Here is a 22210-nt window from a genome sequence, read left to right on the forward strand (position 1 = left end):
CATGGCAAAGCTCGTGTTCATGGGGCGGCTCGAAGACGTAGCCGGTGCGCCGGAAATGGCTGTAAAACCGGGACCGGTCGAACAGGTGCTCGCGGCGCTGGAACCGGCTCTGGCGGTCGAACTGCTTGGTGAAAAGATCCGCATGGCCCTCAATGGCCGTCTCCTCACAGACGTCGGCGGCATCGTTCTTGCTCAAGGTGACGAACTCGCCTTCCTTCCCCCGGTGAGCGGTGGCTGACGTCCGTCTCTCGCTCGATGCGTTCGATCCTGCGGTTGAGATCGCGGGCTTCAACGCTCGTCACCCCAATGCAGGCGGTATTGTCACCTTCCTCGGCCAAGTGCGCGATTCGGGCGGTGTCGAAGCGCTCGAATTGCAGCACTACGAACCGATGACGCTCCCCGGCATGCAGGAACTTGCCCGCGTGACCGAACGGCGCTGGCCGCTCGAAGGCCTGCTGATCCTCCACCGCAGCGGGGTCATGTTGCCGGGCGATGCGATCGTGCTGGTCTGCGCCGCGGCGCGCCACCGCCGCGATGCCTTTGCCGCAGCAGACTTCGCCATGGACCACCTCAAGAGCGAATCTTGGTTCTGGAAGCGCGAGAAGACCGCCGCAGGCTGGCGCTGGATCGAACCACGCCCTGAGGATCACGAAGACATTTCCCGCTGGCGTATTTGACCAGCGCCATTTGATTCCCGTCAAGGAATCGCCGTCCGGACAGGCGCATGAAGGCTCCAGCACAAGGAGCCCAGTCCATGAGCATGCACATCGCCGTCGACCACATCGAACAGGTCGCCGATATCGTCGAACAACCGCACCACACCGTCGTCGATCGCAACTTCGGCCTGCCCGGCGGCCTCTATGCCGTCTCGGCTGGCGGCTACCTCGCCTTCATTGCCATGATGGCCTCGATCTTCGGCAACGGCCAGCTCGCCATCCCCATGACGATCTTCGTGCTGTTCATCGCCTGTGCCTTCGGCATCCCTGCCGTCTGGACCAAGCTTGGCGCTGATCGCCACCCGGACGCGCTCGGCTGGTACGACTTCCGCCGCAAGGGCATCCAGACACTGTCGGGCAAGCTCGACGCCGGTTCGGCCATGGCGCAGGTGCTGATCCTGCCAGTCCTGATCGCAGTCTGGGGCCTGGCCATCGCGGTGATCGTGGCCACCGTTCGCTGACCGGTTTTCAGAACCCCCCGCAGGGCGCTGCGCCGATGCGCGGCGCCCTCACTTTATCCGGCGAGTTGCGATAGCAGCGAATCGATCACCGAAGTCTCGCCCGCGACAAGCGCTTCAACTTCGCTACGCGCCGTCAGCACTGCCTTGAGGTCCGCGTCCGATCCATCGACCGCGCGATTGCTTGCCTCGGCTTCCAGCCGGTCGAGGTCGGCCAGCGGCAATCCCGCCTGCGCCCGCGCCGATTCGAGCCGTGCCACCGCCAGCGAAGCCACCGACCAGTTCTCCGTGCCCTTTGCCGCCCCGCGCGCTGCGCTTACCGCACGCGTTGCAGCTGGACGCGCGCTTTCAAACGCCGAATGTGCCTTGCGCGCCTGTGCGGTCAGATCCGCCAGACGCCTGGCCATGCCCTCGGACATGACCGCGGGCGGTGGCGCCGGAGGCGTCGCGCGCGCCGTGCGATAGATGTCCTCTGCCGGCCTGCGCGCCAGCGAGGGAAACTTTGCTCGGTCGGCACATCCGCCCAGCATGGTAGCAACGCCAAGCGTGGCGACGAGGGCAGTGCGACGGGCGGGAAAGGTCTTGTGGCGGGCCATGGACCTCGCCATAGCATGGACACGCGGGCTCGCCAGCCTTGCTTGCCAGTGTTGGTGGGCGGCTGCGTGCCAAGTGGCCGGATTTCGGGCGGGAAGCTGCCAGTTCCATTGATAGCGGGCATTGACAGCAGGCCTTCGTTTGACTATCCGCGCCACTCTTTCCGGGACCCTGCAGCCAGCGGGGTAACGGTATGTTGCCCTCAGTCAGCGATTCGCAGGCGTTGGGCGCCTCATTTGGAATCGCCCAGGGCAACCGGGCTTATGGAACGGATACACAGAACGATGTTCGCAATCGTGCGCACGGGCGGCAAGCAGTATCGGGTCGCCGCCGGAGACAAGATCGCGGTCGAGAAGCTGGCAGGCGAAGCCGGTGACAAGATCACGCTGGGTGAAGTCCTCCTCGCCGGTGAAGGCGATTCGCTGGCTGACGCCGCGAAGGTCACTGTCTCGGCAGAGATCATCGCCCAGGCGAAGTCGGAGAAGGTGATCGTGTTCAAGAAGCGCCGTCGCCACAACTATCGCCGCCGCAACGGTCACCGCCAGCAGATGACCCTGCTGCGCATCGTCTCGGTCGCCTGAGCGCAAACGGAATTCGGAGTAATCTGAGATGGCACACAAGAAAGCAGGCGGCTCTTCGCGCAACGGTCGCGACTCAGCCGGTCGTCGCCTCGGCGTGAAGAAGTTCGGCGGCCAGGAAGTGGTCGGCGGCAACATCATCATCCGCCAGCGCGGTACCCGCGTGTACCCGGGCGCCAACGTCGGCATGGGCAAGGATCACACCCTGTTCGCGCTCGGTGAAGGCCGCGTACGCTTCCACGCTGGCAAGCTTGGCCGCAAGTACGTGTCGGTCGACATCATGGCCGAAGCGGCTGAATAACCGGATGGTCATTCAAAGGGCCATCCCGATGGGGTGGCCCCGCCAGCGCTTCGCAGCTGGCCAGTAGAGGGAGAGGGCCCCGCCCATCTCCCTCTTTTCATGTCTCCCTCGGACGCAAACCGCTCCCTCGCAATCGGACGCATTGGACGCCCGATCCAGCGCAGGGCGCAATACCTCTGTCACGTCAGCGCTTTAGCTGCGCGTCGGCAGAGGGGCCGATGAAGGAGACTTGAGATGTTCATTCGCAGCGAACGGCTGTTCCTGCGGCCTGCCTGGCCGGAGGACTGGGCCGAACTCCACGCCCTGATCGATGACGAGGCCGTCGTCCGCAACCTCGCCCGTGCGCCGTGGCCCTATGGTCCTGATGACGCGAAGCGTTTCGTGGCGGCACCGCAGGGCGGCAATCACCCGCATTTCCTCGTCACGCTCCCCGGCAGCCACGGCTCCCGCCTGATCGGCTGCGTCGGCCTGATCGAGGAAGCGGGCGAAACCGAACTCGGCTATTGGGTCGCGCAGACGCATTGGGGCAGGGGCTATGCCACCGAAGCCGTGCGCGGCGTCCTCTCGCTGGCGCGCACGATCGGCCACCGCCGCGTCAACGCGCGCCATTTCGCCGATAACCCTGCCTCGGCGAGGGTCCTCGAAAAGGCCGGCTTCCGCCCAACCGGCGAGATTCGCCTCGGCCACAGCGCCGCGCGGTCGCAACCGGCGCCCACGATTCACCATGTCATCGATCTGGTCGTCCCGGTCGATTGCGATGGCCCGGAGGACGGCGGCTTCGAGCCGATGCGCCGCGCCGCCTGACTTGCAACGAAAAAGGGCTCCCTCGGGGAGCCCTTCGATCTTCAGCGTGGCATCACCGCATCGGGAAATTCGCTGTCTGCCTTGCCGATCAGCGCGCGGTCGTCGTGCTGCCACGGATGGAACCCCGGCAGGAAGTAGCTCAACCACGCCGGGAAGATGCGGCGGATCACGCCCGGCTTCCACAGCAGGTAGGTGGCCAGCTTCCACTTCCACTTCGCGCCGGTCAGCCCGTCCTGCGCCAGCAGGTCCAGCGTATCCTCGACGCGGTGGGTGATGAAGTTCTTCGTCACCACGACCATCATCAGGCTTTTGACCTTCCAGCGCTTCCACCGGCTCCAGTCGCGAGTCGCATGAAGCCAGGTGTCATAGGCGACGCCCTTGTGCTCGATCTCCTCGATCGCGTGCCAGCGCCACATGTCCGCCGCTTCCTGCTCCGCCCCGGCGAAATGCGCCGGGTTGGCGAGGAATTCGTGCGCCATCATCGCGGTATAGTGCTCCAGCGCCATGGTCGCCGCCAGATTGAGGATCACCGGGCGATCCTTGGTCAGCGCGAGCATTTCCTCCACGCGCTTGTCGATCCGCGCCATGTCGTAGCCGGCGTTCTCGGCCTGACGGTTGAACGCGATGTGCTCGCGCGTGTGGTTGATTTCCTGTTTCACGAAGGCCCGGATCTCGGCCTCGAGCTTGGGCGGCACGCCCTCGCGGTGGGCCTTGACTGCCTCGATGAAGAACGCCTCGCCACGCGGGAATGTGCCGGACAGCGCGTTGTGCCACGCCGTCGCCACCGGATCGCCATTCAACCACCAGCGGCCCGCAGGCTCGTTGCGGCCAAAGCGACGGTCGCGTATCGTGATCGTCAGGTCCGAGGGAGTGGGCACGGCCTTGCCGGAGGCAGCCGCGCGCTCTAGTGCGATCGTGGGGGTCATGGCAGTCATGAGCCGTAATCTAGGCGTGCTTACACCAATGTCAATAAGGAAGCGTCTTCCGCCCGAAGAAAGCCGCATGGCCGCGCTTGAAGCCGCGCGCGCGCTGCTGGTGGAGGCAGGACCTCAAGCTGTCACGCTCAAGGCCGTCGCTGGTCGAATCGGTCGCACCCATGCCAACCTCCTGCATCACTTCGGCTCGGCATCAGGCCTGCAGAAGGCGCTGGCCAAGCACCTCGCTGAAACGATCTGCGCCACGATTCGCGAGGCAGTGATTGCCAGCCGGTCCGGCATCGGCAAGCCGCGTGACGTTGTCGACCTCACCTTCGACGCGTTTGACCGTGAAGGTGCAGGCGCGCTCGCTTCATGGATGCTGCTCTCGGGCAACGAGGACGCGCTCGACCCCATCGTCGAGACCATCCACGATCTCGTCGTCGATCTCGAGGAATACAGCTCGGACGCGCAGCGCAGCACCACGCTGGCGTTGACGCTCATGGCCTTGGGCGATGCCCTCATGGGCGGCCCGCTGGCCAAGGGCCTGGAATTGCCGCGCACCGCTGCGCGCGATCGCGCCGAACAGATGCTGATCGAAGGTATTGCTACCCAGCAGGCTACTCAGGCGGATTGAGCTCCATCCAGTCGGGCGCAAGCTCGGCCGGAATATCCTCGACCCGGCGATGGTCCACCGCAAGGCCCAGCTCCGGATAGACCGCGCGCTGCCGCGCCGGGTCAGACTGTTCCAGCGGCACCACCACCAGACGGCGGTTGACCTTCTGCCGCCAGTTCATCCGCGCAGTGTTCTCCTGGCCAACGTAGCAACCCTTCGTGAAGCTTACGCCGTTCAGGTCCACCGCGTTGCATTCCAGCCAGAGCACTTCGCCGTTGCCAAGCTCGGCCTGCCCCTCGGCCACGCCCAGTTTGAGCCGGTGCGCACGCCAGGCGCTGTCTCCGGCTTCGTCCGCGTCCGACACCGGCGCAATCCAGCGCTGGCCAAGAGCACGCAGCCGTGGATCGTTCGCGCCGCCGTCACCGGGATGATCTTCCCAGAACACGCCCAGCGAATCGACCCGCTCGATGCGGATCTTGCGCCGCAACCGGTAGAGCGTCAGGCGCTTGGCCAGCGCGTCAGCCTGTGCCGCCTCGCAATCGATCAGCAGGCTGTCGAGCCCATCCGGCCAGACGAGTAAGTCGAACAGCACCTTGCCTTGCGGGCTCAGCAGCGCGGTCCACACCGGCAGCACGCCCTTCACGTCGTTGGTGACAAGCCCCTGCAGGAAACCGGCGACATCCTCGCCGGGCTCAAGCGGAGAAAGGCGGATCAGCGCGCGTTCGAATAGACGGGTCATGACTGGTAGATAGGATGCGCCCCCGCTAAGGGGAAGGCCATGACGACGACTCTCACGATCCGCCGCCCCGATGACTGGCACACCCACCTGCGCGACCGTGACGTGCTGGTCGGCGTCGCGCCCTATACCGCGCGCCAGTTCGCCCGTGCCATCGTCATGCCCAACCTCTCCCCGCCGATGACCGACGTCGCCGGCGTTGCCGCCTATCGCGACCGCATCCTCGCCGCGCTCCCGGCGGGCAGTGATTTCACCCCGCTGATGACGCTCTATCTGACCGATTCGACCGACACGGCGGAAGTCGAACGCGGCTTTGCCGAAGGCGTCTTCGCCGCCGCCAAGCTCTACCCTGCGCACGCCACTACCGGCTCGGCCCACGGCGTGACCGACATCCGCAACATCTACCCGGTGCTGGAAGTCATGCAGCGCATCGGCATGCCCTTGCTGATCCACGGCGAGGTCACCGACAGCCACGTCGACATTTTCGACCGCGAAGCCGTCTTCATCGAACGCACGCTCACGCAGCTCGTGGCCGACATGCCGGAGCTTCGCATCGTGTTTGAACACATCACCACAGAGGAAGCGGCGCAGTTCGTCGAAGGGGCAGGGCCGAACGTTGCCGCCACGATCACGCCGCAGCACCTGCATATCAACCGCAATGCCATGCTCGTCGGCGGTATTCGGCCCCACGCCTTCTGCCTGCCTGTGGCCAAGCGCGAAAAGCACCGCCTCGCCCTGCGCAAGCTCGCAACCTCAACATGCGACCGCGTGTTCCTCGGCACCGACACCGCGCCGCACGCCAAGCACCTCAAGGAGACCGCCTGCGGCTGCGCCGGCATTTTCAACGCGCCCTTCGCGCTGGAAAGCTACATCACCGTGTTCGACGAGGAAGGCGCGCTTGACCGCTTCGAGGCATTCGCTTCGCTCAATGGCCCCAAGTTCTATCGCATGCCGGTGAACGAAGGCACGCTCACGCTGGAAAAGGCCACGGTCGAAGTTCCCGAAGTGATCGACTGCAACGGCACCCTGATCGTGCCGTTCCACGCGGGCGAAACGCTCGGCTGGCGCATCGCTTAACGCGCCCGCTTGAGCATGTCCCAGCTGTAGAGGCCGATCGCCGACCAGATCAGTGCGAAGCAGGCGAGGCGGGTCGAATCGAGCGATTCGCCGAAGACCGTCAGTCCAAGGATGAAGCTCAGCGTCGGCGAGAGGAACTGCACGAACCCCAGCGTGGACAGCGGCATGCTGCGCGCCGCCACCGCAAACAGCAGCAGCGGGATGGCCGTCGCCACGCCCGAGGCGATCAGCAGCGGCGTCTCGTGCCCACCAATCAACAGCGCCGAGCCTGCAGGTGAGATGGCGCCCAGCCAGACGATAACGAGGGCGGGCACAACGAGCAGCACTGTCTCGATCGTCAGTCCCGGCACAGCCCCGACCGGCGCCTTTTTCCGCACGAAGCCATAGAATGCGAAAGTGAATGCCAGCGACAGCGCAACCGCCAGCGTGTCCAGCGCGCCGCCGAGCAAAAGCGCAATGCCGGCTCCGGCCAGTGCCACTGCCGCCCACTGCACCCGCGACAAGCGTTCACCCAGAAAGACGGTGCCCAGGACGACGTTGATCAGCGGATTGATGTAGTATCCCAGACTCGTCGCCAGCACATGACCGTTGTTGATCGCGATCACGAAGATCAGCCAGTTCGATCCGATCAGCAGCGCACTCAGCACCAGCAGTCCCAGAACGTGGCGGCTTGCCAGCGCCGCCCGCACGTCCGGCCACTGCTTGCGGAAGCTGATGATCACGAAACACACCGGCACCGTGAACAGCACGCGCCATCCCACCAGTTCGAGCGGTGGTACGGCGTGCAGTGCCCGAAAATAGAGCGGGAGCAAGCCCCACATCACATAGGCGGCAAGCGCTGCCGCAAGTCCCCGGCCCAAGGTGCTGGATTCGTTCATGCCGCGTCCCTGCCAGCAATGTCCGCCGGGGCCAACCCCGCTATGGCCGTCGTTTCATCGGCAACCGCAATCGCTTTATCGCAAACTTCGAATCTGACGCTTCGGTTGCGTTCCGTTCAGGTTGGCAGGCGTAAACCTTAACCAACGAAGCAGCAGGACCAGACTCCAAACGGTGCGGGTCCTCAAGGAAATGAGGAGAACGTCAATGTTCAACCTGAAGAATACCGCGCTGGCCCTGGTTGCCGCCTCGACCGTCGCCACCGCCGTTCCGGCAACCGCCGCAGTCCTTCCGCAGGCCCAGGCCAGCACCGCCATCTCCACGCAGTGGAACGAAGGCTGGGATGGCGAGCGCTGGGAACATGGCCGCGATCACGGCCGTCGCGACTGGCGCGGTTATGTCCGCGGCGACCGCTACTATGGTCGGGGTTATGATCGCGACTACTATCGCGGTAACGACCGTGGCTACTACGGTGGCGACCGCGTCTATCGCAACACCCGCGTCTGGCGCGGTGACGATGGCCGCTACTACTGCCGCCGCTCGAACGGCACGACCGGTCTCCTGATCGGCGGCGCAGCCGGTGCCCTGCTCGGCCGCGAAGTGGCCGGCAACTACGGTGACCGCACTCTCGGCGCGATCCTCGGTGCCGCCGGCGGCGCTCTGCTTGGCCGCGAGGTCGACCGTGGCGGCTCGCGCTGCCGCTAAGGTTCAATAGCTACTGACCGTCCTTCGGGTCGCACTGAGAAGGTCGGCAAGGGGAGCGCTCCGCACCAGCGGGGCGCTCCCTTTTTCTTAACCATGTCACGCTAATGCAGCGTCATGCGCAGCCTCGGCCTCATCCTGACCCTTGCTCTTGCCGCCTGCGGAGCCGCGCCGGTCGAGCAGGACAAGACCCCGCTGGACCCGGTCATGGCCGAAGCGCTCGAAGGCCAGCTCATGGTCGATCCCGACCTCAGCCAGCAGAACATGCGCAATCTTGCGATCGTCCCCGGCGGTCCGATCGACCCGGCGCTCCCGCTACCCGATCCGAAAAGCTGAAGCTTACTCGCTGCGCAGCCCCACGCCGATGCTGGCGCGCGGCTGGTCCATCTCGGTCGATGCGACGGGGTAGGCGCAATAGTCCGCCGCGTAATAGGCGCTCGGCCGGTGGTTGCCCGAAAGCCCCACGCCGCCGAAAGGCGCAGCAGATGAAGCCCCGTTGGTCGGCCGGTTCCAGTTGACCACGCCCGCCCTGATGTTCGCCCAGAAGCGGTTGTAGTCCTGCGGGCTTCCCCCGATCAGCGAGGCCGAAAGCCCGAACCGCGTGTTGTTCGCCTCGGCAATCGCCTCGTCGAAATCGTCGACCTTCACCACCTGCAGCAGCGGGCCGAACAGTTCCACGTCGGGCCGCTCGGCGATTCCCGTAACGTCGATGATGGCAGGGCTCAGGAACGGCAGGCCTTCCTGCAGCCGTACCATGTGCTTTATCGGCCGCCCGCCAGACGACAGCAGATAGACGAAGCTTTCCGTCAGCCCGTCCGCGGTGCGGTTGTCGATCACCGGGCCCATGAACGGCGCAGGTTCGTCGAACGGCGCGCCGACGATGATGCGGTCAGCGAGGTGCTTCACCTGGCTCACCACCGCATCGTACATCGAAGACTTCACGATCAGCCGCCGCCCCGCCGTGCAGCGCTGCCCTGCGCTGGTGAAGGCCGATTGCACGATCAACGTCGCGGTATCTTCGATCTTTGGCGTGTCCCACACCACGATCGGATTGTTGCCGCCCATCTCCAGCGCCACCATTTTGCCGGGGTTGGAGGCGAGCTTGCGGTTGATCGCAATCCCGGCGTGGGCAGAGCCGGTGAACAGCACCCCGTCGATTCCGTCATGCGCCACCAGCGCCTGACCTTCTGCCGGACCACCGATCAGCACCTGCACCACGGCTGCGGAAATTCCGGCACGGTGGAAGCACTGTGCCAGCATTTCGCCGGTTGCCGGGGTCTTTTCCGAAGGCTTGAACACCACCGCATTGCCCGCGATCAGGGCAGGAACGATGTGGCCGTTGGGCAGGTGCGCCGGGAAGTTGTACGGCCCCAGCACCGCCAGCACGCCATGCGGCTTGTGGCGCAGCGCTGCCGTACCCTGCAGCGCGCTGTCGAGCTTGCGCTGCGAGGTGCGGTCGGCATAGGCGCGGACCGAAATCTCGACCTTGTTGACCACGCTTTCGACTTCGGTGCGCGCCTCCCACAGCGGCTTGCCGGTCTCGCGCGCGATCATCGTGGCGAGCTTGTCGGCATCCTTGCGCACTTCGTTGGCGAAGCGGCGAACCAGTTCGATGCGCGTGGCGAGCGGCTGAGCCGCCCAGGCCGGCCAGGCCCGGCGGGCTCGCGCGACGACTTCCTCGACATCGCCGATCTTGCCGCGCCACACTTCGGCGCCGGTTGCGGGTTCATACGAGACGATTTCGGCAGCTGCCACGGATTTGCCTGCTCTTCTTTTCGGTTCTGGCGCGAACGATGGGGTCCCGGTCCCGGGCGTACCGTAACGCGGTATTCGTTACCGATTAAACAATATTCATGGGCGGGACCACCCCCGCCTTACGGATTTCTACCGGGCGGATTTCAACCGGGCGTGTGGCCGACAGGTTCCGGCTTTGCGCCCATCGCCTCGCCCATGCGCCGCGTGGCTTCGACCTTGGCCATCAACGCGCTCCAGTCATCCTGCCCGGCAATCGGCGCCCAGATCGCCTCCACCTCGTCGATCAGCATGGACTGCGGCGCGGCATCGGACCAGTACGGATGGCTACTGTCCGCCGCCGCATAAGGCGCCAGAGCCGCCTTCAACGCCTGCTCCTCCTCGCTCGCCCCGAACGGCCCGCGCCCGCCGCGATGGGCAAAGAAGAACGCATCCGGCCCAAGGCCTTGCGTCGCCATGACCTTCTCGCAGGCCCCGATCAGCGCCGTGTCTTCCTCCAGCCCGCGCTGCTCCACGCCCAGCCGCCACAGCCAGCGCCTTGTCATGGCCTGCTGGTACAGTTCGGGGTAGCGGTTCAGCGCCTCGATCAGCGGCGGCGCTTCAACCAGGGTCCGCAGGGCCACGGCCAACTGCCCGCAATTCCAGTGAATCGCCTCGGGCTGGCGGCCATAGGCATAGAGTCCCTGATGATCGAAGTACGCTGCCGTGAACCCCGGTTCCCACTTCGGCAGCCAGCGCCACGGCCCATAGTCGAAGCTCTCGCCGGTGACGTTCATGTTGTCGGAATTGAGCACGCCGTGGACGAACCCCGCCACCATGTAGCTCGCCGCCATGTCGGCCATGCGCTCGACCACCTGGTTGAAGAACCGCACTGCCGGATGCGGCGCGTCCTCATGCCCGCCGGGAAAGTTGGCGAGGCAGTAGGTGACGAGCTGCGCCATCTCGTCCTCGAGCTCCAGCGCACCCAGCCGCTGGAACGTGCCGATGCGGATATGCCCATGGCTAAGCCGCACCAGCACCGCCGACCGGGTCGGCGAAGGCTCGTCGCCGCGATAGAGCGATTCGCCGGTCTCGATCACCGAAAGCGTGCGGCTGGTATTCACCCCCAGCGCCTCGAGCATCTCGGTCGCCAGAATCTCGCGCACCGCGCCTTTCAGCGTCAGCCGCCCATCGCCCGCGCGGCTCCATGGCGTCTGGCCCGAGCCCTTGGTGCCAAGGTCCAGCTGCCGCCCGCTGGCGTCGAGCATCTGTGCAAAGGTAAACCCCCGCCCGTCCCCCAGATCAGGGTTGTAAACGCGGAACTGGTGCCCGTGATAGCGCAGCGCCAGCGGCCCCGGCATGTTGTCGGGCAAAGGCTCGAACCGCCCGAAATGCCGCACCCACTCCTCGTCCGACAACCCCCTAAGACCGATCTGCCCCGCCGCCCGGTCATTGCGCCAGCGCAAGGTCGTTTCGGGAAAGTCTGCCGCTTTTACCGGATCGCCAATCCAGTCAGCGAGAGCCATGATGCGGGGGGAGGGGCGATAGATCGCGTCTTGCGGGAGCGCCTGCATCCGGCAATAGTGGGCATGACCAGGCCTGCCCGCAAGCAGGCTTCCTTCGATTTCACGCGGAATACCAGACGAAATGGCCGAATACGAAGATCGCTACTGGACCAGCAGCGACGGATTGCGCCTGCATTTCCGATATTTCGATGGTGACGCATCACGCCCGCCGGTGATCTGCCTGCCCGGCCTCACCCGCAATGCCCGCGATTTCGAGGACCTGGCTGGCCGTCTGGCCGGCACCTGGCGCGTACTCTGCCCGGAAATGCGCGGCCGCGGGGACAGCGATTACGCCAAGGACCCGATGACCTACACGCCCATGCACTACCTGCAGGACGTCGAGGCCCTGCTCGCGCAGGAAGGGATCGAGCGCTTCGTCTCCATCGGCACTTCGCTCGGCGGGCTGCTCACCATGCTGTTGGCGGTGTCCAACCCGCAGCGCATCGCTGCCGCCGTCCTCAACGATGTCGGCCCCGAGGTTTCCGAAAAGGGCCTCGAACGTATCCGCGGCTATGTCGGGCAGGGGCGCAACTTCGAAACCTGGATGCACGCCGCCCGCGCGCTTCAGGAAAGCAGTGGTGACGTCTATCCCGATTGGGACATCACCCAGTGGCTGCGCTATGCCAAGCGCATCATGGCCTTGGGCACCGGCGGGCGCATCGCCTTCGATTATGATATGAAGATCGCCGAGCCATTCGAGGCTCCTGCCGGCGCGACTCCGCAGGTCGACATGTGGCCACTCTACGATGCCCTCGCCACGCGCCCGCTGCTGATCCTGCGCGGCGAAACCTCCGACATTCTCGAAGCTGCCACGGCAGAGAAGATGGCGAGCCGCCCCGGCGTCGAACTCGTCACGCTCCCCCGCATCGGCCACGCCCCGACACTGGACGAGCCGGAAAGCATCGCCGCAATCGGACGCCTGCTGGCCCGGGCATGACGGAGAAGCCGCTCAAACTGCTCCACCTGCATTCCACCTTCGATGCAGGCGGCAAGGAGCGGCGTGCCGTCGCCCTGATGAACCGCTGGGGCAAGGGGCGCAAGGACCGCCCGATTGAGCACCACATCGTCTCTGCCCAGCCCGGTGCGATGGGTGCCAAGGCCCTGATCGACAGGAACGTCACCGCCCGTTTCCCCTTCGGCTTCCCCCCGCTCGCCGGAAAGCTCGGCATCGCCCGCCTGCGCCAGCTCGCCCGCGCCATGCAGGGCTTCGATCTGATCCTCACCTACAACTGGGGCGCGATGGACGCCTGCATGGCCCACGCGATCTTTGCGCCGACCATGAACCTCGCCCCGCTCGTTCACCACGAGGACGGCTTCAACGCCGATGAAGCGGGTGGGCTGAAAACCAGCCGCAACTGGTATCGCCGCATCGCACTCGCCCGCGCCAGCGCGCTGATGGTCCCCTCGCGTCAGCTGGAAGACATCGCACTCACCGTCTGGCACCAGCCTCGCGCACGCGTGCAGCGTATCGCCAACGGCATCGATACGGCGCTCTATGCGCGCAAGCCGAAGCCGGATGTTCTCCCGCGCGTGGTCAAGCGCCCCGGCGAAAAGTGGCTCGGCACGCTCGCCGGACTGCGCGCGGTCAAGAACCTGCCGCGCATGGTCCGCGCCATGAAGGAATTGCCGCCCGAATGGCACCTCGTCATCCTTGGTGAAGGCCCGGAACGGGAAGCCATCACCGCCGAGGCGATCCGCCTGGAAATCGGCCACCGCGTCCACCTGCCGGGCCACGTCGCCGACCCGTCGCTTGCCGTCGGGCTGTTCGATCTCTTTGCGCTTTCGTCGGACAGCGAGCAGGCCCCGCTGTCGGTGATCGAGGCCATGGCCGCAGGCCTCGCCGCGGCGAGTCCTGCCGTGGGCGACGTCGCCGAGATGGTAGCCGAGCCGAACCGCCTCTTCATAACCGCTGCAAACGACGAAGCCGCCTTGGCGCGCGCCATCGCCACGCTCGCCGCCGACGAGCCGCTACGCCGCACCATCGGCAAGGCCAACCGCGATCGCGCCCGCGCCGAATTCGATGAGTCCGTGATGGCCAGCCGCTATGCGCAAGTCTACGCCGCAGCTCTCGGCGCAAGCCTGTTCCCCTGAAGCACCTTCCGCCGCCGCCTTCATCATGCGTTCACGCGCGGCGCGGCAGGTGGGCCGGAGCAATCAATTCCGTTGAAAAGGCGGTCCCATCCGCTAAACACCGCGCCAGACACACGCTAGCAAACGTCAACCAATTCCTGAAAGCGCTGCCTTGGCTCTCCGTCCCGATCGTCCGCAATCCCGTTCCAACCAACTCGCCGAGCGTTCGGCCGGGGGCGATGCCTTCCTGCGCGAAGTGGATGATGCTCTGCGCGAGGATCAGGTCTACACCGCGATCCAGAAGTACGGAAAGCCGGTCGGCGCGGTCATCCTCGCCGGGCTGCTCGGCCTTGGCGGCTACCTCTGGTACGAGAACCACAGCAATTCCAAGGCCGCCGAACAGGGCGAAGCGCTGACCAAAGCGCTCGACGATATCGAGGTGCGCAACCTCAAGGCCGCGACCGAAGCCGTCGCCCCGCTCGCCAAGGATGGCACCGATGGCTATCGCGCCACTGCGAAGATGCTGGCAGCGGGCGTCCTGTCCGAACAGGGCAAGAATGCCGAAGCCGCCAAGGCTTTCGCCGAAATCGCCGCCGATACCGGAATTCCGCAGGCCTATCGCGATCTCGCCACGATCCGCGAAGTCTCGCTGACCTTTGACCAGCTCGGCCCCGACAAGGTGGTTGAGCGCCTGAAGCCGCTCGCCGTCCCCGGCAACGCCTGGTTCGGCAGCGCGGGCGAACTCGTCGGCATGGCCTATGTAAAGCAGGGCAAGAACGATCTCGCCGGCGCCCTGTTTGCGCAGATCGCCAAGGACAAGACCGTGCCCGATACCCTGCGCCGTCGGACCCGCCAGATGGCCGGCCTGCTGGGCGTGGACGCCGTGGAAGATCCTGGCACCGCCACGATCGTCCAGCGCGCGCAATAAGCTTTGAGGATGCATTCGATGACGCCGAAACCCACTTTCCGCCGCGCTTCGCTGACCAGCGTGGTGGTTCTCGCGCTTGCCCTTGGCGGCTGCGGCGTCTTCAAGAAGAACGTCAAGACCACGCCGACTGTCGGTTCGCGCCAGCCGATCCTCTCGAAGATCGATGCCGGCACCAAGATCGACGACTCGATCTCTTTGATGACGGTCGTCTTGCCCGCGCCGGAAGTGAACACCGAATTCGCGCAAGGCGGCGGCAACGCTTCCAAGTCCTACGGCCACGCCGCGCTGTCGGAATCGCCCTCGCGCGCGTTCAGCGTCTCGATCAAGGGCTCCAACGCCCGCCAGCGCCTCGCCGCCTCGCCCGTCGTCGGCGGCGGCAAGCTCTTCGCGATGGACACGGACGGCACCGTCCATGCGTTCGACGCCAGCACCGGCGCACGCGTATGGGACACCTCGGTCCGCGCTGAAAAGCAGAACGCCGGCTCCACCTTCGGTGGCGGAGCGTCCTACGATGACGGCAAGGTCTATGTCACCAACGGCGTCGGCGAAGTCGCCGCGCTCGATGCCAACTCCGGCGAGATCAAGTGGCGCGTGAAGCCCGCTGGCCCGCTGCGCGGATCGCCCACCGTAGCCTTCGGGCAGGTCATGGTGATGAGCCAGGACAACCAGCTCTTCGCCCTCAACGAAGCCGATGGCGCAGTGCTGTGGAACGAAAGCGCATCGGTCGGCCAGACCAACGTCTTCGGCGTCGCCTCGCCCGCTGCCGGGCAGGGCACGATCGTCGCCGGCTTCTCCTCGGGCGAACTCGTCGCCTATCGTTACGAGAACGGTCGCCAGCTTTGGGCCGATGCTCTCGCGCGCACCTCGATCGCCACTTCGGTCTCGACTCTGACCGACATCGACGCAGACCCGATCATCGAGCGCGGCCGCGTCTATGCACTGGGGCAGGGCGGGCGCATGGCCGCCTATGAACTGGTCACCGGCCAGCGCATCTGGGAACTCAACCTCGCCGGCATTTCCACCCCCGCCATCGCGGGCGACTGGATCTTCACTCTCACGGACGAGGCCAAGCTGCTGTGCATCGCCAAGTCGAGCGGCAAGGTCCGCTGGATGACGCAGTTGCGCCGCTACAAGAACGAAAAGAAGAAGAAGAACCAAATCCTGTGGACCGGCCCGATCCTCGCCGGCAACCACCTGTGGGTTGCCAACTCGCGCGGCGAAGTCATGCGCGCCTCGGTTGCCGACGGCACGGTCAGCGAATTCACCAAGCTCGGCTCCAGCGTCACGCTCGCCCCGATCGTCGCCAACCAGACGCTCTACATCCTCGACGACAAGGGCAAGATCACCGCGTTCCGTTGATCTGCCGACACCTTGTCATGATCCGCTCATCCTGAGCTTGTCGAAGGATGTCCGCGCAAGGTCGTGATCACAACCATATCCTAACGCTTTGAGCGCTAAGGACGGGTGCATGAGCGCCCGTCCGGCCCCGCCTCCGTCAGACGTCTCCGCAGGCACCGGCCTTGCCGGGGTCATCGGCCTCGCGCTGTGGGTCCTCACCTGCCGCTTCTGGCCGCAGATCGTCACCACGCTCGGCCTCTCGGCCCCTGCCGAAGTCATGGACGGCCCCTCCGCCGCGCTCGCCGCCCTGCTGTTCTCGGGCAGCGCGATGGTCGGCTACGCGCTGTTGGTCGAAAAGGTCCACTTGCGCCCGTCCACCGGCATAGACTGGTCCTCGCCGCGCCCGTTGCGTGAAGTCGTCGACATCTCGATCACCAAGATCGCGGGCCTCTGGGCAACATGGGCGCTGATCGGCTTCGCCTACTGCATCGCCCGCTGGTACTGGCGCGGACAGTACGTCTTCGCGATGGAAGTGCTGGAAAGCGCCGCCCCGGTCCTGTTCCTCGGCGCCATCCCCTACATCTTCTGGCTCGACCGCGTCCTCGTCAACCCGCGCGACGCCGCGTGGCACTTCGGCGCCATGCTCATCGGCCGCGAGCCGTGGGACCCTGCCGAGGTAAAGCGCCACGCCCTCGCATGGCTGGTCAAAGGCTTCTTCTGCGCCTTCATGATCTCGATCGTCCCCGGCGGATTCGCCGCGGTCATCCACTTCGACTGGGCTTCCGTCCTCCACGATCCCGTCGCGCTCGGCACGCTGCTGATAGAGACGATGTTCATGATCGACGTGCAGATCGCCATGGTCGGCTACCTCGTCACATGCAAGCCGCTGGACGCGCAGATCCGCACCGCCAATCCGCACCTTTCGGCGTGGGTGGCTGCGCTGATTTGCTACCCGCCGTTCATCCTGATGGGCGATGGCGACGTGCTCGATTATCGCCATAACGGCGCGGAGTGGGCGTACTGGCTCCAAGGCCAGACCGGCCTGCTCTGGCTCTGGGCGGGCGCGCTGGTGTTCCTCACCGCCGTCTATGCCTGGGCCACCGTCGCCTTCGGTCTGCGCTTCTCCAACCTGACCTATCGCGGCGTCCTGACCAACGGCCCCTACCGCTACACGCGCCACCCGGCCTATCTGTCGAAGAACGCCTACTGGTGGCTCGCTTCGCTGCCGTTCCTCACCACCAGCGGCTCGATGGTCGATGCCATCCGCAACACCGTGATCCTCGCCCTCGTCAGTGCGGTCTACTACTGGCGCGCCCGCACCGAGGAGAAGCACCTCCTCACCGAAGACGCCAAGTATCGCGAATACCATGCATGGATGGCAGACCACGGCCTGATCACCGCGTCCTTGCGCAAGCTTGCCCGCGCCGTCACGCCTCGCCGACCGGTCGCCCAGCCCGCAGAATAAGCGTCAGACTTCGACGCCTTCGTCCGTCTCGAACACGCGGATATTGCGGTCGAACAGACCCAGCGTCGCGCGCTCTTCGGCCCACACCTTCATGTGCTCGGCCTGGAAATGCGCCTTGAGCGCCGCCATGTCGCTCCATTTCTCGGCGATGTGGATCAGCTCGGGATCGAGCACGTCCTGCCCGTAGGCATACTGGATGCAGCCATCTTCCTTGAGCGTCGCCGCGATGACCTTGGCCATCATCGGCTTGATCGGCTCTATGTTTTCCACCGGAACGCGGACGGTGCCCATCACGATGATCATCAGAAGCTCTTCTCGCCATAGATGCGCGAAAGGTCGCCGCCCCATTCGCCGTGGTAAAGGTCCAGCAGGCGTTCGGCGGGCGTCTTGCCCGAAGAGACGATCTCGTCGAGCGGCTGGAGATAGCCCGTCTCGTTGTCGCCCGCCTCGTTCAGCTGCGCCCGCGCAGCCAAGCCCGAGCGCGAGATTGCCAGCACTTCGGCGGCCACATCGCGCAACTTGCCCCCACCCGGCAGCGTCGCGTCCAGCCCCAGCTTGGGCACTTCGGCGCGCAGCCTTTCGCGAGCTTCCATGTCCCAGCCCTTGACCAGATCCCACGCCGCGTCGAGCGCGCCCTGATCATAGAGCAGGCCGACCCACAGCGCCGGCAGCGCGCAGATCCGGCTCCACGGCCCGCCATCGGCCCCGCGCATCTCGAGGAACGATTTCAGCCGCACTTCGGGGAAGGCGGTGGATAGATGGTCGTTCCAGTCTGCCAGCGTCGGCTTCTCGCCCGGCAGCACCGAAAGCTTGCCCTCCAGGAAATCCCGGAACGAAAGCCCTGCCGCATCGATGTACTTGCCCTCGCGGAACACGAAATACATCGGCACGTCGAGCATGTACTCGACATAGCGCTCGTACCCGAACCCTTCCTCGAACACGAACGACAGCATCCCCGTGCGCGCCGGGTCTGTATCGGTCCAGATATGGCTGCGATAGGAAAGGAACCCGTTGGGCTTGCCCTCAAGGAACGGCGAATTGGCAAACAGCGCGGTCGCCAGCGGCTGCAGCGCAAGGCTCACGCGGAACTTCTGCACCATGTCCGCCTCGCTCGAATAATCGAGGTTGGTCTGGATCGTGCAAGTCCGCAGCATCATGTCGAGGCCCATCGTTCCCACGCGCGGCATGTGCCGCAGCATGATGTCGTAGCGGCCCTTGGGCATGATCGGCAGTTCTTCGCGGGTCTTGTCCGGCCACAGCCCCATGCCGAGGTAGGCCAGGCCCAGCTTGTCGCCGATCGTCTTGACCTGCGCCAGATGCCGCCCGGTCTCCGCACAGGTCTGGTGCAGGTTGACCAGCGGCGCGCCCGAAAGCTCAAGCTGTCCGGCAGGCTCAAGGCTCACCGCGCCATCGGGGCCCGACATCGCGATGACGTTGTCGCCCTCGATGATCGGCTCCCAACCGTATTCGGTCAGCGCATCGAGCAGGTCCCTGATGCCGCCCTGCTCGGCATACGAGGGCGCACGGCGATCTTCTGTGCGATAGACGAATTTCTCGTGCTCGGTGCCGATCCGCCAGTTTTCCTTGGGCTTTTCGCCCTTCTGCATCGGCACCACGAGCATGTCGCGGCTTTCGATTACGGGATCGTTGCTATTTGAAACCTGCCGCGTGCTCATGCCCGCATCCGTTAATGGGCAGGACAGCTTTTAGCCAGCCAAATTGTAGCACTTCACCTGCAAGGCATTGTTGCCGGGTGGAAACGAAATGGCGACAAGTCGGGTCTGTTGCTACCCGAACCAGTCGCCCTGCATGCCCATCCACAGCGCAGTTCCGGCAACGGCCGCCGTCTCGCCGCGAAGGATGCGCGGCCCCAGCGACAGCGCGACTGCAGCCGGATGCGCGCGCACCAGTGCCCGCTCCGCCTCGTCAAAGCCGCCCTCCGGTCCGATCAGCAAGGCCGCCGGACCGTCGTTGATCGAAAAGGCCACCGCCGCCGGCAAGCCGCCGTTCTCGTCGGCAAAGAACAGCGTGCGCCCCTCCGGCCAGTCGCGCAGCAGCTGCTCCAGCTTCACCGTCTCGCCCAGATCGGGCAGCGCTGTCCGCGCGCACTGTTCTGCCGCTTCGGTCATGATCGTCAGCGCCCGCTCGGGATTGAGCTTGTCAGCCACGCACCGCCGCGTCACCACCGGCACGACCTTGGCCGCGCCCAGTTCCGTCGCCTTTTCCAGCACCAGATCGAAGTTCGGCTTCTTCAGCAAAGCGGCGCAGAGCCAGAAATCCGGCACCTCCTCGCGCTCGCGCAACCGTCGCTCGATCTCGACAACGACCTCGCGCTTGCCCGCCTCGACCACCCGCGCGACCCACTCGCCAGTCCGGTTGTCGCAAACGATCACCGCATCGCCCGGGCCGACGCGCATCACCTTGCCCAGATAATGCGCCTGGTTCCCTTCGATCGGCAGATGCAATCCATCGCTCAACGTCGTATCGACGAAGAGACGCGGCGCGGACTTGGGAGGCCAGGCAGGAGTCGCAGTCATCCACCCCGCCTAGCGCGGATTATGTCTTTCGTTAAGAGTTTGTCATGTGACTCCTGCCAGTTCCGAAACAATCGTCCCCGACAGCGAACACAAGGGCCTCGTCGCCAGCCTGCCGCAGCCGTGGCGCAACCTTGCCCTGCTCGCGCGGTTCGATCGCCCGATCGGCTGGTGGCTGTTGTTCTGGCCCTGCGCCTGGGGGCTGTTCCTCGGCGGCGGCACTTCGCGCTGGGGCATTCTCGCCTGGATGCTGCTTGGAGCCATCGCCATGCGCGGGGCCGGGTGCGTCTATAATGACATCGTTGATGCCGATCTCGATGCCCGCGTCGCCCGCACCGCTGCCCGTCCGATCGCCAGCGGCGCAACCAGCAAACGCACGGCATGGATCTGGCTGCTGACGCTCTGCGCAGTCGGTCTCGTCGTCCTGCTGCAACTGCGCTGGGAGGCACAACTTGTCGCGCTCGGCAGCCTTGCCCTCGTCGCCGCCTATCCCTTCATGAAGCGCATCACCGGCTGGCCGCAGGCATGGCTTGGTCTGGTCTTCACGTGGGGCGCCCCGGTCGGCTGGGTCGAAGCGAACGGGTTTGACCGCCTCGCCCCCCTCGGCCTGCTCTATGCCGGATGCTGGGCCTGGTGCATGGCCTATGACACGATCTATGCCCTGCAGGACCGCGAGGATGACGCCATGGTTGGTATCGGCTCCTCCGCGCTGTCCTTCGGCAGACACGTTCGCGCGGGCGTCGGCGGGCTCTATGCGATGGCGGTATTGTGCTGGGCTGGCGCAATCTGGCTTGTCCGCGCCGATCCGCTGGCCCTGCTCGCGCTTGCGCCGATCGCGCTCCATCTCCTGTGGCAGGTCGCCACCCTCAAGGAAGACGGCATCGATCCGCTCGCCAAGTTCCGCTCGAACCGCTTTGCCGGCCTGCTGATGGCTGCCGCAGCCTACGTCGTCGGCGCGGCCTGAGTGCCGAACAGCGCTTCGTGCCGAGCCTCGATGGCCGGCCACAAGTCCGCCGCTTCAGGCACGTCGAGCAGGAACAGGTCCCGCAAGATTTCGACCAGTTCCGTGGCCGAAGCCACCTCACGCCGCTCCTCGCCCTTGGTGGTGATGACTGACATCACCTTGCCTCTGAGCATCAGATAACGGCCCCCATCGCGCCGCTGCGCCGTCAGGTTCTGCACGAATACCGAAGCGGGATCGTGCGCCTGCCAGCGGCAGAGCCGGGAAAGCTGCTCTTCGTCGGCGGGTTCGGGCTTGAAATCATAGGACATCGCCGTCGGCCCAAGGCTTACGGAAACCCGCCACATCGCATCGTCCGTCCGGCCCAGCGAAACCGGCAAGGGATCATGTGTCCACGCCCCTTGCTCAAGCGGAACCGGTGCGCCCAGCCAACTGCCGAACCCGGCATCCACGAGCATCTGGCCACCGCACTGCACCAGCAGGCACAAATGCGAGCCCATGGACTCGTCACCCCGCATCTGCCGCATCACGCCCGCGCTCATCCGCGTCACGTCGAAGCCGATTGCCGCCAGCGCTGCGCCCAGCACGCCATTGTGTTCATAGCACCACCCGCCGCGCCTCGCCTCCACCAGCTTGGCGAAGGCTGCGGCAGGATCGGTCGTCAGCGGGCGGCCCAGCTGCACGTCGAGGTTCTCGAACGGGATCGCGCGCACGTGGGCGCGCACCATGGCGTCGAGCGTCGGCAGATCGGCGCGCACGGCCTCGGCAAGGCCGATGCGCGCGAGATAGGCCGCAAGCTGCGCAGGCGAAAGCGGCTCAACCGCCATAACTGACCACCTCGAACTCGATCCCGTCCCAATCGTAGAAATAGAACCGCTTGCCCGGCTCGTAATCGGCATGATTGAACGGTTCGAGCCCTGCAGCAATCACGATCTGCTCGGCCACGTCCAGATCGTCCACTTCGATGCCAACATGCTGCAACGGCACCCCTTTCTCGAAGCGTCCGGAGTGTCCACCGGGAGGCGCATAGAACACGATGTACTGGCTCTCGGTGCCGAGATGGATCGAGAATCCGTCATCGATCGCTGGCCCGCGCCAGCGCTCGTGCCACCCGCACAGCTTGGTGAAGAACGCGGCTGACCGCTCGGCATCGCTGACGCGGATGTTGACGTGTTCAAGGCGGGCTGCAGGCATCGGTGGTGTCCTTCTATGGCACTGATTTGATTCGATGCTTGCGAATCTGCAA

At 65.4% G+C, this 22210-nt stretch carries 27 protein-coding genes; 16 read left to right on the top strand and 11 right to left on the bottom strand.

The annotated features are described in order from the left end of the window. Window position 1: 1 nt before the first annotated feature. The 3 genes from I2488_RS05900 (at window position 2) to I2488_RS05910 (ending at window position 1177) form a co-directional block, all read left to right on the top strand. Window positions 2–238 carry a MoaD/ThiS family protein gene (locus tag I2488_RS05900; protein WP_196274874.1) on the top strand — a complete coding sequence of 79 codons (237 nt, stop codon included), beginning with the start codon at window positions 2–4 and terminating at the stop codon, window positions 236–238. Beyond that, window positions 231–677: a molybdenum cofactor biosynthesis protein MoaE gene (locus I2488_RS05905; RefSeq protein ID WP_196274875.1), complete on the top strand. Its 447-nt coding sequence runs from the start codon at window positions 231–233 to the stop codon at window positions 675–677. The genes I2488_RS05900 and I2488_RS05905 overlap by 8 nt, the downstream gene beginning before the upstream one ends. A 77-nt stretch (window positions 678–754) precedes the next feature. Next, window positions 755–1177: a hypothetical protein gene (locus I2488_RS05910; protein ID WP_246465516.1), complete on the top strand. Its 423-nt coding sequence runs from the start codon at window positions 755–757 to the stop codon at window positions 1175–1177. Between the two features lie 53 nt (window positions 1178–1230). Here the strand turns inward: I2488_RS05910 and I2488_RS05915 are convergent, their stop codons facing one another. Then, window positions 1231–1770, bottom strand: a complete 540-nt coding sequence (locus I2488_RS05915; RefSeq protein WP_196274877.1) for a hypothetical protein — start codon at window positions 1768–1770, stop codon at window positions 1231–1233. Window positions 1771–2052: 282 nt separating this feature from the next. On the opposite strand from I2488_RS05915, the gene rplU reads away from it, so the two are divergent. From rplU to I2488_RS05930, 3 genes are all read left to right on the top strand, one after another. After that, a complete protein-coding gene (gene rplU, locus I2488_RS05920) occupies window positions 2053–2349 on the top strand; it encodes a 50S ribosomal protein L21 (protein ID WP_011444588.1) in 297 nt (98 codons plus the stop codon). 28 nt (window positions 2350–2377) lie between these two features. Next, window positions 2378–2647 carry a 50S ribosomal protein L27 gene (rpmA, locus tag I2488_RS05925; RefSeq protein WP_084279130.1) on the top strand — a complete coding sequence of 90 codons (270 nt, stop codon included), beginning with the start codon at window positions 2378–2380 and terminating at the stop codon, window positions 2645–2647. A 234-nt stretch (window positions 2648–2881) separates the two neighbouring features. Continuing rightward, window positions 2882–3451: a GNAT family N-acetyltransferase gene (locus tag I2488_RS05930; RefSeq protein WP_196274878.1), complete on the top strand. Its 570-nt coding sequence runs from the start codon at window positions 2882–2884 to the stop codon at window positions 3449–3451. A gap of 41 nt (window positions 3452–3492) precedes the next feature. Here the strand turns inward: I2488_RS05930 and I2488_RS05935 are convergent, their stop codons facing one another. Then, window positions 3493–4377 carry a metal-dependent hydrolase gene (locus tag I2488_RS05935; protein ID WP_196275075.1) on the bottom strand — a complete coding sequence of 295 codons (885 nt, stop codon included), beginning with the start codon at window positions 4375–4377 and terminating at the stop codon, window positions 3493–3495. A gap of 37 nt (window positions 4378–4414) precedes the next feature. On the opposite strand from I2488_RS05935, the gene I2488_RS05940 reads away from it, so the two are divergent. Further along, complete coding sequence (locus I2488_RS05940) at window positions 4415–5002, top strand: TetR/AcrR family transcriptional regulator (RefSeq protein ID WP_196274879.1); 588 nt, start codon at window positions 4415–4417, stop codon at window positions 5000–5002. On the opposite strand, the gene ygfZ is transcribed toward I2488_RS05940, so the two are convergent. Beyond that, window positions 4986–5720: a CAF17-like 4Fe-4S cluster assembly/insertion protein YgfZ gene (ygfZ, locus tag I2488_RS05945; protein ID WP_196274880.1), complete on the bottom strand. Its 735-nt coding sequence runs from the start codon at window positions 5718–5720 to the stop codon at window positions 4986–4988. The genes I2488_RS05940 and ygfZ overlap by 17 nt on opposite strands. Window positions 5721–5759: 39 nt before the next feature. Here ygfZ and pyrC point away from each other — a divergent pair, with 39 nt between their 5' ends. Continuing rightward, window positions 5760–6794: a dihydroorotase gene (gene pyrC / locus I2488_RS05950; RefSeq protein ID WP_196274881.1), complete on the top strand. Its 1035-nt coding sequence runs from the start codon at window positions 5760–5762 to the stop codon at window positions 6792–6794. Here the strand turns inward: pyrC and rarD are convergent. Then, on the bottom strand, window positions 6791–7672 hold the full coding sequence (gene rarD / locus I2488_RS05955) for an EamA family transporter RarD (protein ID WP_196274882.1): 882 nt from the start codon (window positions 7670–7672) through the stop codon (window positions 6791–6793). The two genes, pyrC and rarD, sit on opposite strands and share 4 nt — an antisense overlap. 205 nt (window positions 7673–7877) lie before the next feature. On the opposite strand from rarD, the gene I2488_RS05960 reads away from it, so the two are divergent. Both I2488_RS05960 and I2488_RS05965 read left to right on the top strand, forming a co-directional pair. Further along, a complete protein-coding gene (locus I2488_RS05960; protein WP_196274883.1) occupies window positions 7878–8375 on the top strand; it encodes a glycine zipper 2TM domain-containing protein in 498 nt (165 codons plus the stop codon). Between the two features lie 114 nt (window positions 8376–8489). After that, window positions 8490–8708, top strand: a complete 219-nt coding sequence (locus I2488_RS05965) for a hypothetical protein (RefSeq protein WP_196274884.1) — start codon at window positions 8490–8492, stop codon at window positions 8706–8708. A 3-nt stretch (window positions 8709–8711) separates the two neighbouring features. On the opposite strand, the gene astD is transcribed toward I2488_RS05965, so the two are convergent. Continuing rightward, the gene (astD, locus tag I2488_RS05970) at window positions 8712–10127 is read right to left on the bottom strand and encodes a succinylglutamate-semialdehyde dehydrogenase (protein ID WP_196274885.1); all 1416 of its coding nucleotides are present in this window, start codon (window positions 10125–10127) and stop codon (window positions 8712–8714) included. A gap of 143 nt (window positions 10128–10270) precedes the next feature. Then, window positions 10271–11677 carry a protein adenylyltransferase SelO gene (locus I2488_RS05975; protein WP_196274886.1) on the bottom strand — a complete coding sequence of 469 codons (1407 nt, stop codon included), beginning with the start codon at window positions 11675–11677 and terminating at the stop codon, window positions 10271–10273. A 73-nt stretch (window positions 11678–11750) separates the two neighbouring features. On the opposite strand from I2488_RS05975, the gene I2488_RS05980 reads away from it, so the two are divergent. The 5 genes from I2488_RS05980 (at window position 11751) to I2488_RS06000 (ending at window position 17469) form a co-directional block, all read left to right on the top strand. Next, the gene (locus I2488_RS05980; RefSeq protein ID WP_196274887.1) at window positions 11751–12605 is read left to right on the top strand and encodes an alpha/beta fold hydrolase; all 855 of its coding nucleotides are present in this window, start codon (window positions 11751–11753) and stop codon (window positions 12603–12605) included. After that, window positions 12602–13759, top strand: a complete 1158-nt coding sequence (locus I2488_RS05985) for a glycosyltransferase family 4 protein (RefSeq protein ID WP_196274888.1) — start codon at window positions 12602–12604, stop codon at window positions 13757–13759. The genes I2488_RS05980 and I2488_RS05985 overlap by 4 nt, the downstream gene beginning before the upstream one ends. 151 nt (window positions 13760–13910) lie before the next feature. Further along, window positions 13911–14666, top strand: coding sequence for a tetratricopeptide repeat protein (locus I2488_RS05990; protein WP_196274889.1), 756 nt, complete (start codon window positions 13911–13913; stop codon window positions 14664–14666). A gap of 18 nt (window positions 14667–14684) precedes the next feature. Next, window positions 14685–16025 (top strand): outer membrane protein assembly factor BamB family protein, encoded by a 1341-nt coding sequence (locus I2488_RS05995; RefSeq protein ID WP_196274890.1) that lies wholly within the window; start codon window positions 14685–14687, stop codon window positions 16023–16025. A 109-nt stretch (window positions 16026–16134) separates the two neighbouring features. After that, window positions 16135–17469, top strand: coding sequence for a methyltransferase family protein (locus tag I2488_RS06000; RefSeq protein WP_196274891.1), 1335 nt, complete (start codon window positions 16135–16137; stop codon window positions 17467–17469). Window positions 17470–17472: 3 nt separating this feature from the next. On the opposite strand, the gene I2488_RS06005 is transcribed toward I2488_RS06000, so the two are convergent. The 3 genes from I2488_RS06005 to I2488_RS06015 all read right to left on the bottom strand — a co-directional run bounded on the left by I2488_RS06005 (window position 17473) and on the right by I2488_RS06015 (window position 20006). Beyond that, window positions 17473–17772, bottom strand: a complete 300-nt coding sequence (locus I2488_RS06005) for a putative quinol monooxygenase (protein WP_196274892.1) — start codon at window positions 17770–17772, stop codon at window positions 17473–17475. Next, window positions 17772–19145 carry a glutamate--cysteine ligase gene (locus I2488_RS06010; protein WP_196274893.1) on the bottom strand — a complete coding sequence of 458 codons (1374 nt, stop codon included), beginning with the start codon at window positions 19143–19145 and terminating at the stop codon, window positions 17772–17774. Before I2488_RS06010 ends, I2488_RS06005 begins: the two co-directional genes overlap by 1 nt. A 111-nt stretch (window positions 19146–19256) precedes the next feature. Further along, complete coding sequence (locus I2488_RS06015; protein WP_196274894.1) at window positions 19257–20006, bottom strand: 16S rRNA (uracil(1498)-N(3))-methyltransferase; 750 nt, start codon at window positions 20004–20006, stop codon at window positions 19257–19259. 46 nt (window positions 20007–20052) lie between these two features. Between I2488_RS06015 and ubiA the strand changes: the two genes are divergently transcribed. Continuing rightward, window positions 20053–20967, top strand: a complete 915-nt coding sequence (gene ubiA, locus I2488_RS06020; protein WP_196274895.1) for a 4-hydroxybenzoate octaprenyltransferase — start codon at window positions 20053–20055, stop codon at window positions 20965–20967. Here ubiA and I2488_RS06025 read toward each other — a convergent pair. Together I2488_RS06025 and I2488_RS06030 are read right to left on the bottom strand one after the other, a co-directional pair. Next, window positions 20946–21791 carry an arylamine N-acetyltransferase family protein gene (locus tag I2488_RS06025; protein ID WP_196274896.1) on the bottom strand — a complete coding sequence of 282 codons (846 nt, stop codon included), beginning with the start codon at window positions 21789–21791 and terminating at the stop codon, window positions 20946–20948. The genes ubiA and I2488_RS06025 overlap by 22 nt on opposite strands. After that, window positions 21781–22158, bottom strand: a complete 378-nt coding sequence (locus tag I2488_RS06030; RefSeq protein WP_196274897.1) for a VOC family protein — start codon at window positions 22156–22158, stop codon at window positions 21781–21783. The genes I2488_RS06025 and I2488_RS06030 overlap by 11 nt, the downstream gene beginning before the upstream one ends. Window positions 22159–22210 lie beyond the last annotated feature (52 nt).

It is taken from the genome of Novosphingobium jiangmenense (genome assembly GCF_015694345.1).
GTDB lineage: Bacteria > Pseudomonadota > Alphaproteobacteria > Sphingomonadales > Sphingomonadaceae > Novosphingobium > Novosphingobium jiangmenense.